This is a genomic window from Marinobacter sp. (assembly GCF_041690455.1).
Classification (GTDB): Bacteria; Pseudomonadota; Gammaproteobacteria; order Pseudomonadales; family Oleiphilaceae; genus Marinobacter.
In genome coordinates, this window is sequence record NZ_JAWLHI010000057.1 from 19,086 (window position 1) to 27,659 (window position 8,574).

An 8,574-nucleotide genomic window follows, 5' to 3' on the forward strand; every position below is an offset into this window, starting at 1 on the left:
CAGGAACAGCCTTATATTATGGCGCAAACCTTTGTACATCTTCGCGTACATTCCGAATATTCCATGGTGGATGGCCTGGTCCGGGTCAAACCGCTGATCAGCCGTGTCGCCGAGCTGGGGATGCCCGCCGTGGGGCTGACCGAGCAATCCAACATGTGCTCGCTGGTGCGGTTCTACAAGGCGGCCACCGGCGCCGGTGTCAAACCGATTATCGGCGCGGACCTGTGGCTGGAAAACCCGGATGAGCCGGACAACCCGTTCCGCCTGACGCTGCTGGCACGGGACAATGACGGCTACCTGAACCTCACGGAAATCATCTCCCTCGGTTACACCGACGGTCAGCGCTTCGGCAAACCCATCATCCAGCGCGGTTGGCTGGAGGAGAGGGCCAGGGGGCTGATCGCGCTCTCCGGTGCCAAGCTGGGTGATGTCGGCAAGGCACTGTTGGCGGACAAGCCCGAGCTGGCCAGGGAGCGGGCCCAATACTGGATGAACCTCTACCCGGACAGTTACTACCTGGAGCTCCAGCGCACCGGGCGTGCCGGTGATGAAGACTGCCTGCACCGGAGTGTGGAGCTGGCGGCAGAGCTGGGCTTGCCGGTGGTGGCCACCAACGATGTCCACTTCCTGGAAGCCGATGACTTCGAGGCCCACGAGGCCCGGGTCTGCATCGGCGAAAGCCGGACCCTGGACGACCCGCGCCGCGAGCGCCGGTTCAGTGACCAGCAATACCTGCGCAGCGCCGAGGAGATGATCGAGCTGTTCTCGGACATTCCCGAGGCGGTTGAGAATACAGTGGAAATTGCCCGCCGCTGCTCGGTGAAAGTGCGCATGGGCGAGTACTTCCTGCCCAACTATCCCATCCCCGACGGCATGACCATGGACGAGTATTTCCGCCATGTGTCTGAAGAAGGCCTGGAAGCGCGCCTGGCGAAAACCCTGAGCAAGGACGACCCGGAATACGATCAGAAACGGGAGGCCTACTACAAGCGCCTGAATTTCGAGCTGGATATCATCACCCAGATGGGGTTTCCCGGTTACTTCCTGATCGTGATGGACTTCATCAAGTGGGCCAAGAACAACGGCGTGCCGGTGGGCCCTGGCCGGGGTTCAGGTGCCGGGTCCCTGGTCGCCTATGCGCTGTTGATTACCGATCTGGACCCGCTGGAGTATGACTTGCTGTTCGAGCGGTTCCTGAACCCGGAACGGGTATCCATGCCCGACTTCGACGTCGACTTCTGCATGGAAGGCCGCGACCGGGTGATTGACTACACCGCCGAGAAGTATGGTCGCGAGGCGGTCTCCCAGATCATCACCTTCGGTACCATGGCCGCCAAGGCGGTAGTGCGTGATGTGGCGCGGGTGCAGGGCAAGTCCTATGGTCTGGCGGACAAGCTGTCCAAGCTGATTCCGTTCGAAGTGGGCATGACCCTGGAAAAGGCGATCGAGCAGGAGCCCCAGCTCAAGGAATTCCTGGAACAGGATGAGGAAGCCCAGGAAATCTGGGAGATGGCCCTCAAGCTCGAGGGTGTCTGCCGGAACGCGGGCAAGCACGCCGGCGGTGTGGTGATTGCGCCCACCAAGATTACCGATTTCTCGCCGCTGTACTGCGATGACGAGGGCGGCAGCCTGGTAACCCAGTTCGACAAGGGCGACGTGGAAGACGCCGGCCTGGTGAAGTTCGACTTCCTCGGCCTGCGGACCCTTACGATCATCAAGTGGGCCCTGAACATGATCAACCCGCGCCGGGAAAAGCTCGGCGAGGGGGTTCTGGATATCAGTACCATCCCGCTGGACGACAAGCCTTCGTTCGAGATGCTGAAGCGGGCCGAAACCACGGCCGTGTTCCAGCTGGAATCCCGCGGCATGAAGGACCTCATCCGCCGGCTGCAGCCGGACTCCCTGGAAGACATGATCGCCCTGGTGGCGCTGTTCCGCCCCGGTCCTTTGCAGTCCGGCATGGTGGATGACTTCATCGACCGGAAGCATGGCCGGCAGCCGATGTCCTACCCGCACCCGGATTATCAGTATGAGGGTCTGAAGCCGGTACTGGAGCCCACCTACGGGGTCATCCTGTACCAGGAGCAGGTCATGCAGATTGCCCAGGTGATGGCCGGTTACACCCTGGGCGGCGCGGACATGCTCCGCCGGGCCATGGGTAAGAAGAAGCCGGAAGAAATGGCCAAGCAGAAGGCCATTTTCCTGGATGGTTGTGAAAAGAACGGCATTAACAAGACCCTGGCCGAGAACATCTTCGACCTGGTGGAAAAGTTCGCCGGTTACGGCTTCAACAAGTCGCACTCCGCCGCCTACGCCCTGGTGTCCTACCAGACCCTGTGGCTCAAGGCCCATTACCCGGCCGAGTTCATGGCCGCGGTACTCACCGCCGATATGCAGAACACCGACAAGGTGGTGACGCTGGTGGAAGAGTGCCGGAACATGAAGCTGGACCTGCTGGTGCCGGATGTCAGCCGTTCCGCCTACACATTTACGGTTAACGATGAAGGTCAGATCGTCTACGGTCTTGGCGCCATCAAGGGCCTGGGCGAAGGCCCGATTGACAGTATCGTGGCTGCGGCCAAGGACGGTCCGTTCGAGGACATCTTCGATTTCTGCCGGCGGGTGGACCTCAAGAAGGTCAACAAGCGGGCCATGGAAGCGCTGATCCGTGCCGGTGCCATGGACAAACTCGGCCCCGGCCGGGCCCAGCTCATGGCGAGCATCGACAAGGCGGTGCAGCAGGCAGACCAGCAGTCCCGTAACGATGCCGTGGGCATGATGGACATGTTTGGTGAAATGCTGGAGTCCGGTGGCGAGGATGGCGATGCCTACGCGGACGTGGTCCACGTCCGTGAATGGCCGAAAAAGGAACGCCTCAAGGGTGAGAAGGATACCCTCGGGCTGTACCTGACCGGACACCCCTTTGATGAATACGAGAGGGAAGTGCGCCGGTTTGTGCGTTCATCGATCGCCGATCTGAAACCGAACAAGGCCCCCCAGCGTGTGGCGGGACTGGTGGTTGCCCAGCGCACCATGAAAACCCGGACCGGCTCGACCATGTGCTTCATTACCCTAGACGATCGCAGCGCCCGCATCGAGGCAACCCTGTTCTCGGAGACCTTCTTTGAGAACCGGGAGTTGTTGCAATCGGACCAGGTTATTGTGGTGGAAGGGCAGGTCAGTCACGATGACTACTCCGGGCAGATGAAAATGCGGGTCAACTCCGTGATGGACGTGGCCACCGCCCGACAGCAGTTCAGCCGGGGGCTGAAACTGGAGCTGGCGGCGGATCAGCTGCAGAACGGTCTGCTGGACAAGCTGGATGAAACCCTGCGGCCTTTCCGCTGCGAGGGTAGTCCGGTGTGGATCGAGTATCGCAGTCCCGAGGCCCGGACCCGTATCGAGCTGGGAGAGTCCTGGCGGGTGCAGCCGGACGATAACCTGTTGCTGGAACTCAGGTACCTGGTGGGCGACCAATCGGTTGAACTGGTCTATGATTAAGACCAATGTCCGCTTTAGCCGGCCTTTATGCACTGCTATCTTTGTCCCAAATTCTGGTTTTGGCGGCCCGCCGGGTCGTCAGGCAAATCAAAATGATGGAACATCATGAACCCTAATTACCTGGATTTTGAACAGCCGATCGCCGACCTCGAAGCCAAGATTGAAGAGCTTCGCATGGTCGGCAACGACACCGACATCAACATCACCGATGAGATTAGCCGCCTCAAGAAGAAGAGCGTCAGTCTCACGGAGAGCATTTTCTCGAACCTGCAGCCCTGGGATATTGCCCGGCTGGCCCGGCACCCGCGCCGGCCCTACACGTTCGATTACATCGAGATGATTTTCGATGATTTCGACGAGCTGCACGGGGACCGCCGTTACGCGGACGACCAGGCCATTGTCGGCGGCACCGCACGCCTTGGCGACAAGCCGGTCATGGTTATCGGCCATCAGAAGGGCCGTGAAGTCAGGGACAAGGTCAAGCGCAACTTCGGCATGCCCCGCCCTGAGGGGTACCGCAAGGCCCTGCGCCTGATGGAAATGGCCGAACGATTCAAGATGCCGATTCTGACCTTCATCGACACCCCGGGTGCCTATCCCGGTATCGGTGCCGAGGAGCGTGGCCAGAGCGAGGCGATTGCGTTCAACCTTGCCGTGATGTCCCGCCTGAAAACCCCGATCATCTCCACGGTGATTGGTGAGGGTGGTTCCGGTGGCGCGCTGGCAATCGGCGTCTGCGACCAGCTGAACATGCTTCAGTATTCCACCTACGCGGTGATTTCACCGGAGGGTTGTGCCTCCATCCTCTGGAAGAGCGCGGAGTACGCAGCCCAGGCTGCCGAGGCCATGGGTGTGACGGCAGACCGGCTCAAGGATCTCGGGCTGGCGGACAACGTTATTCCCGAGCCCTTGGGTGGCGCGCACCGCAATCCGGAAAAGATGGCGGAATCCCTCCGCGAGACCCTGACCAAGGGCGTCACGGAACTTTGCCGGTTGCCCCTGGATGAGTTGGTGTCCCGCCGCTACGAGCGGCTGACCCGTTATGACAACGGGCGCTAAGCCCTCTCCCGGTTTTGCCTGGCCGGAGGCACTCTGCGCTCCGGTCAGGTCACTCCCCGCGCACAACAGACGCTGGATTGCCTTCAGCGGCGGACTGGATTCAACCCTGCTACTGCACCTTGCAGCCCACTGTTTTCCCTTCAGCCCCGATCTTCGCGCTGTTCACATCAATCATCAGCTACAGGCCAATTCGGAGCAATCCGAGCAGTTCTGCCGTCGGATCTGTGAGGCCCTCGGAATTGAACTGCTCGTTCGCCGGGTGGACGTCCGGGCGGAGAATGGCGAGGGCATCGCCGGGGGCATCGAAGAGGCTGCCCGTCATGCCCGCTATGCCGTGTTCGAGGAGATCCTGGAAGCCGGTGATTTGCTGCTGATGGCCCATCACGCCGATGACCAGGCCGAGACGGTACTGTTCAGGATGCTCCGTGGCACCGGTGTCCGGGGGCTGGCGGGTATGCCACACGAGCGGGCGCTGGGGGCAGGGCGATTAGTGCGTCCGCTTCTTGAGTTTGACCGCGCGCGGTTGTCCCAATGGGCCAATGAGGCCGGTCTGGAATGGGTGGAGGATCCGAGTAATGTCGACGAGCGTTTCGACCGGAATTTCCTCAGGCATAAAATCCTGCCCGAACTCAAAGAGCGCTGGCCCGGCCTGAATGCCAGGCTCGGGCATACCGCTGCTGCCTGTGCCGAACAGGTGGCCTTGACCGACCGGCTGGCGGAGATCCAGTGGGGCGACTGTGCGCCCGATGGCCGGCACCCGTGCACCGAACTCTTGAATCAGCTGCCGCTCCCTGAACAGAAAAACCTGTTGCGCTGGTGGATCCGGACTTCCGGTTACGAGCTGCCGTCGATACAGGACTTGGGGCAGGTGATCTCCGAACTGATTCATGCCCGGGAAGACGGTGAGCCAGAACTGCTCGGTTCGGGCTTCGCCATCCGTCGTTTCCGGGGACGGCTGTATCTGGTCCCTGATCAGCCCGAACCGGAGATGGCAAGCGCGGAACTTCTGCCCGGAGAGCTACTGTGCTGGGGAGGCTGGCGAATCCGGCTACTTCCTGTTGGTGGACAGAAACCGCCGCTGCCGGCAATACGGGTATCTACGAGGCAGGGTGGTGAGCGTTTCCGTCCGGTACCGGAAGGGCCCGGAAAACGGGTCAAGAAATGGTTGCAGGAGCAGGGGATTCCACCCTGGGAGAGACCACGTATTCCGCTGGTTTTCAGCCTGGATAGTGAGGGTGAAACCCTCATCGCCATTGGCGATTTGTGGTGTTCTGGACAATACTCGGGAGGCGCCCCTGCCGCCGGCTGGCGGCTGGTTGTGGAGCGGGATTGTGATTGAGTCAGGGGGGGCTTTCTGGTAGTCTGGCGTCCCATCTTGAGATGAACAATCTCCCTCCTTCACCGAATCAGATAATCACGGAATCTGCATGACGCGTTATATTTTCGTCACCGGCGGTGTCGTGTCCTCCTTGGGGAAAGGTATTGCGTCTGCCTCCCTGGCAGCCATCCTCGAGGCACGCGGCCTGAAGGTCACCATTCTCAAGCTGGACCCCTACATCAACGTAGACCCCGGCACCATGAGCCCGTTCCAGCACGGTGAGGTTTTTGTCACCGAAGATGGCGCGGAAACCGATCTGGACCTGGGCCACTACGAGCGCTTCATCCGCACCCGGATGAGCCGCCGTAACAACTTCACTACCGGTCGCGTCTACGAAGAAGTGATCCGCAAGGAACGCCGTGGCGACTACCTGGGCGGTACCGTGCAGGTCATTCCCCACATCACCGATGAAATCAAGCGCCGGGTAGTGGAAGGCGCCGCAGGCGTGGATGTGGCACTGATCGAGATCGGTGGCACCGTGGGTGACATCGAATCCCTGCCGTTCCTGGAAGCCTGCCGCCAGCTGAAGGTTGAAGTCGGTCCCCAGCGGGCCTTGTTCATGCACCTGACTCTGGTTCCGTATATCGCCACTGCCGGCGAGATCAAGACCAAGCCGACCCAGCATTCCGTCAAGGAAATGCGCTCCATCGGTCTGCAGCCGGATATCCTGTTGTGCCGTTCCGAGCACGAGGTGGATGCCAGCTCCCGCCGCAAGATTGCGCTGTTCACCAACGTGGAAGAGCGCGCCGTCATTCCGCTCCAGGACGCCAAATCCATCTATGCGATTCCGCGCATGCTGCATGAGCATGGCCTGGACCAGCTGGTGATTGAGCGTTTCGGTCTGGATGCGCGGTCCGCTGACCTGAGCGAGTGGGACAGCGTGGTCGAAGCACTGATGCATCCGGAGCAGGAAGTAACCATTGCCATGGTCGGCAAGTACATGGAGCTGCTGGATGCCTACAAGTCGCTGATTGAGTCCCTGTTGCACGCGGGTATCAAGACGCGCACCAAGGTGAACATCAATTACATCGATTCCGAAGACATCGAGCGGGACGGCACTCGTATACTGGAGTCCGCCGATGCGATCCTGGTGCCCGGTGGCTTCGGTGAGCGCGGTGTGGAAGGCAAGATCCGCACCGTACAGTATGCTCGCGAAAACAAGGTGCCCTACCTGGGTATCTGCCTGGGCATGCAGGTGGCCGTGATTGAATACGCCCGCAACGTTGCGGGTCTGAAGGATGCCCACAGCACCGAATTCCGTACCCATACTCCGGAGCCGGTCGTTGGTCTTATTACCGAATGGCTGGATGCCACCGGTGAGCGCGAAGAGCGCACCGAGGAATCCGATCTGGGCGGTACCATGCGTCTGGGTGCCCAGGACTGTGTCCTGACCGAGGGTTCCACCATTGCCAACTGCTACGGCAAGAAGACCATCCGTGAGCGTCATCGTCACCGTTACGAGGTGAACAACCATTTCGTGCCGGCACTGGAAGGTGCGGGGCTGCAGGTCTCCGGGCGTTCAACCGATGGCAAACTGGTGGAAGTGGTGGAAGCACCGGATCATCCCTGGTTTGTGGCCTGTCAGTTCCACCCGGAGTTTACCTCCACGCCCCGGGACGGCCACCCGCTGTTCAAGGGCTTTGTTGAAGCGGCTCTGGCGCACAAGAAGGAGTCGTGAGTATGGCGCAGAGCACGGTAAACGTCTCGGGCATCGAAGTCGCCAACGACAAGCCGTTCGTGCTGTTCGGCGGCATGAACGTGCTCGAGTCCCGGGAGCTTGCCTTCGAGGTAGCTGAAAAATACGTGGATGTCTGTGGGCGCCTCGGCATCCCCTATGTGTTCAAAGCCTCTTTCGACAAGGCCAACCGCTCGTCCGTGCACTCGTTCCGTGGCCCCGGTCTTGAGAAAGGACTTCAGATCCTGGCGGACATCAAGAGCAAATTCGGTGTTCCGATTATCTCTGACGTCCATGAGCCGGCGCAGGCGGCCCCTGCGGCGGAAGTTTGCGATATCATCCAGCTGCCCGCATTCCTGAGCCGCCAGACCGACCTGGTGGTCGCCATGGCCGAAACCGGCGCGGTGATCAACGTCAAGAAGGCCCAGTTCCTTGCACCCCAGGAGATGAAACACATCATCACCAAGTGCGAGGAAGCCGGGAATGACAAGGTGATCCTGTGTGAGCGGGGCAGCAGCTTCGGGTACAACAACCTGGTGGTGGATATGCTGGGTTTTGGCATCATGAAAGCAATGAATGTGCCGGTGATGTTCGACGTGACCCACTCCCTGCAGATGCCGGGTGGCCGCGCCGATTCGGCCGGTGGCCGACGTGCCCAGGTCACTGACCTGGCACTGGCGGGTATCTCCCAGGGGCTGGCCGGCCTGTTCCTGGAGGCTCATCCGGACCCCGATCAGGCCAAGTGCGATGGCCCCTGCGCCTTGCGGCTCAGCCAGCTTGAGCCCTTCCTGGAGCGGGTCAAAGCCGTGGATGACCTGGTGAAAAGTTTTAAACCTATCGACACCGCCTGATTGGCGGTGTTGGCGTTTCATACGGACTATGGGAGCGAGCGGGAACGGCCCTGCGAAAATGTAGAGGGCCAGGGATGGCCCGAAACAAGCGCACATGGATGTGCTTGTAG

Annotated in this window: 5 protein-coding genes; all 5 read left to right on the forward strand. The window is 60.7% G+C overall.

The window, feature by feature from the left end; genetic code table 11:
- Positions 1–18 precede the first annotated feature (18 nt).
- The 5 genes from dnaE (at position 19) to kdsA (ending at position 8,464) form a co-directional block, all read left to right on the forward strand.
- Positions 19–3,501: a DNA polymerase III subunit alpha gene (dnaE, locus tag ACESMW_RS13905; RefSeq protein ID WP_372987619.1), complete on the forward strand. Its 3,483-nt coding sequence runs from the start codon at positions 19–21 to the stop codon at positions 3,499–3,501.
- 105 nt (positions 3,502–3,606) lie between these two features.
- Positions 3,607–4,560: an acetyl-CoA carboxylase carboxyl transferase subunit alpha gene (gene accA / locus ACESMW_RS13910; protein WP_092003054.1), complete on the forward strand. Its 954-nt coding sequence runs from the start codon at positions 3,607–3,609 to the stop codon at positions 4,558–4,560.
- Positions 4,544–5,899 (forward strand): tRNA lysidine(34) synthetase TilS, encoded by a 1,356-nt coding sequence (gene tilS / locus ACESMW_RS13915; RefSeq protein ID WP_372987620.1) that lies wholly within the window; start codon positions 4,544–4,546, stop codon positions 5,897–5,899. The genes accA and tilS overlap by 17 nt, the downstream gene beginning before the upstream one ends.
- Positions 5,900–5,987: 88 nt before the next feature.
- On the forward strand, positions 5,988–7,616 hold the full coding sequence (locus ACESMW_RS13920) for a CTP synthase (RefSeq protein WP_372987621.1): 1,629 nt from the start codon (positions 5,988–5,990) through the stop codon (positions 7,614–7,616).
- Between the two features lie 2 nt (positions 7,617–7,618).
- Complete coding sequence (kdsA, locus tag ACESMW_RS13925) at positions 7,619–8,464, forward strand: 3-deoxy-8-phosphooctulonate synthase (RefSeq protein WP_372987622.1); 846 nt, start codon at positions 7,619–7,621, stop codon at positions 8,462–8,464.
- Positions 8,465–8,574: the final 110 nt, after the last annotated feature.